2 protein-coding genes are annotated in these 2649 nt (G+C 69.0%); both read left to right on the top strand.

What is annotated here, in order from left to right:
- Window positions 1-1342, top strand: a 1342-nt coding sequence (locus tag MUO23_00300; GenBank protein MCJ7511390.1) for a PD-(D/E)XK nuclease family protein, incomplete at its 5' end; no start/stop codon positions are given.
- A gap of 69 nt (window positions 1343-1411) precedes the next feature.
- Window positions 1412-2649: UvrD-helicase domain-containing protein (locus MUO23_00295; GenBank protein ID MCJ7511389.1), on the top strand; the 1238-nt coding region annotated here is incomplete at its 3' end.

Below are 2649 nucleotides of genomic sequence, written 5' to 3'. Positions count from 1 at the left end.
GGGGCTATCCGAAGGGTTGTTCCCTGAGGTTGAGCGGGAGGACCCCTTCCTGCGGGAAGCGGTTCGAACCGAGCTCGGTCTCGAGCCGCGCCTCGGCCGCGAGCAGGCCGGGCTGTTCTACCAGGCCGTGACCCGCGCCGATGATTTCCTGCTGCTCACACGCCCGACGCTGGCCGATGATGGCGAGCGTTGGGAGCCGTCCCCGTACTGGACGGCAGCGACATCGCTCTTCGAGGGATCCCCGCGACTTGTCCGCCCGGATGATCCGCGGCCCCTGGCCGACGGCGCCTCGCCGGCCGAGGTCCTGTTCCTGGCCGTGCGGCGCGGGTCGCTGCCTCGAGCGTATGGCGAGTTCTCGCCGCGCTTTGCGGATGCCCGGCGGGCGCACACGGTCTTCGCCGCCAGGCTGGCGTCCGAGCCGGCCGGTCCCTTTGAGGGGGACCTGGCTGCCGCCCAGGCGCTGCTTGCCGCCCGGTACGGTTCGGCGCACGTCTGGAGTCCGAGCCGCCTCGAGACCTACGCCTCCTGCCCGCTCGAGTTCCTTGCGGCCAATGCGCTGCAGCTCGAGGTCAGGGAGCCGCCGCAGCCCGGGATGGACGTGCAGCAGAGAGGCTCGCTGCTGCACGCGATCCTCGAGCGGGCGTATGGCGAAGCACACAACCCGGCGGACCCAACCTGCGTGCTGGACAGGCTGCATGCAGTCACGGCGCAGGCGTTCGCCGATGCACCGCGAGCGTATGCCTTCCGGCCCTCGCCGCTCTGGGAGATGGAGCAGGCGTTTCTCCTGGAGCAGCTTGAGGAGACCGTCACGGCGTTGGCCGAGGTCGAGCCCGGGTGGACGCCGGTGGCATTCGAGCAGTCGTTTGGCAGAGAGGGTCAGCCCGCCCTCGAGCTGGAGGTCGACGGCGAGTTGGTGCTCCTGCGCGGGGTGATCGACCGGGTGGACACCAACAACGCCGGCCAGCTGCGGGTCATTGACTACAAGACCGGGGCCAGCGCCCTGGCCCTTCGGGATCTGATCGACGGCCGGCGGCTGCAGCTGCCGCTGTACGCGCTGGCCGCAGAGCGTGCGCTCGGGCTCGGCGAAGCGGCGGATGGGTTCTACTGGGCCATCCTGAGGGCAGAGCCGGGATCGCTGCGCCTGGCGCGGTTCCATCAGGAAGTCGAGGGCCAACAACTGACCGGCGTCGATGGGGCCGTCCAGGTTGTGCAGAGCCACGTCGCCCGCATCCTGCAGGCGATCCGCGCCGGCCAGTTTCCGCCCATCCCGCCGCAGGGAGGATGTCCGAGCTACTGCCCGGCCGCCGGCTGGTGCTGGCGCTATGCGCCCTCGGCATGGTAGGGCAGGGGGCTGTTCGATGTTCGAAGGTGCGCAGCATGCGCATGCCTGTGAAGGCTGAGACCGCTTGAGATGACAGCCTATCTGACGGACCTCAAAGGCAGGCAGCTCGAGGCCGCCACTTCGCGCGGGCGGGACTTGGTGGTCACGGCCGGCGCCGGGACCGGCAAGACGCGCACGCTCGTCGCCCGCTACCTCTCCCTGCTCGACGAGGGGCTATCGCCGCGCCAGATCCTGGCCATCACCTTCACCGAGAAAGCGGCCCGCGAGATGCGCAACCGCGTCCGTAGCGCCGTCCGCCTGGAGATCGATGCCGAGGCTGATCCTGTCCGGGCTGCGTTCTGGTCCAACCTGGAAGCCGGACTGGACGCGGCCCGCATCGGCACGATCCACAGCTTCTGCGCCGAGGTGCTGCGGTCTCACCCGGCCGAGGCCGGCGTGGATCCCCAGTTTGAGGTTGCCGATGAGGCGAATGCCGCCTTCCTGCAGCAGCAGGCAGTGGAGACGGCGCTTGCCCTGGCCACGCAGGAGCATGACCTGGCGCCCCTGTTCGCCTCCTTCAGTCCGCTCTCCATCGCCGATCTCATCGCCTTCCTGCTGCGCCGGCGGCTGGACGTGGGTGATGTGCTGCAGGGTGGGGCGGCGCCGGAGCGGGCCAGGCAGATGGTTGCAGCCGCTCTCGCCTCGTTCCTTGACAGCCAGCCGGTCCAGACGGCCATCGCTGAGCTGCGCCAGCTGGAATCCTCAGGCAGGCTTGAAGCCGACGCCAGCGATAAGCTGGCCAACCAGGTGCGAGCTCTCCTGGCCGAGTTCGGGCAGGCCGAAGCCCACCTCGCACAGGGCAATCCCATCGCCGCCGGTGCTGCGCTCTTCACCATTCGCCGCCAGCATACGCGCTTGAACATCGGGAAGAAGGACAGCCGGGCCAAGGACGCCGTGCGCCGCATCCGTGACGTCTATGAAGATCGCCTCGAGCCCTGGCTTGGCGGCGGGAAAACGGACGACGCTCCACCGGATGAAGCCGTTGAACAGCGCTTCGCCGAGGACCTCCAGCGCGTCATTGCCGTCCACGGCCTCGCTGCCCAGTTCTACCGCCGCAGCCTCGACGAGAAGAGCACGCTTGACTTCGACGACCTTGAAGCCAACACCGTGCGCCTGCTCGGCCTCCCGCAGGTCCGCCAAGCCTGGCAAGCCGAAATGTCCGCTGTCCTGGTCGACGAGTTCCAGGACACGAATGAACGCCAGCGGGCGATCGTCGAGGCGATCTGCGGCGCGTCCCCCGGCCGCCTCTTTGTTGTCGGAGACGCCCG

The sequence above is a fragment of the Anaerolineales bacterium genome, assembly GCA_022866145.1.
Classification (GTDB): domain Bacteria; phylum Chloroflexota; class Anaerolineae; order Anaerolineales; family E44-bin32; genus PFL42.
The sequence above is the reverse complement of the archived record's forward strand: the minus strand, read 5'-3'. Positions and strand labels throughout refer to the sequence as shown.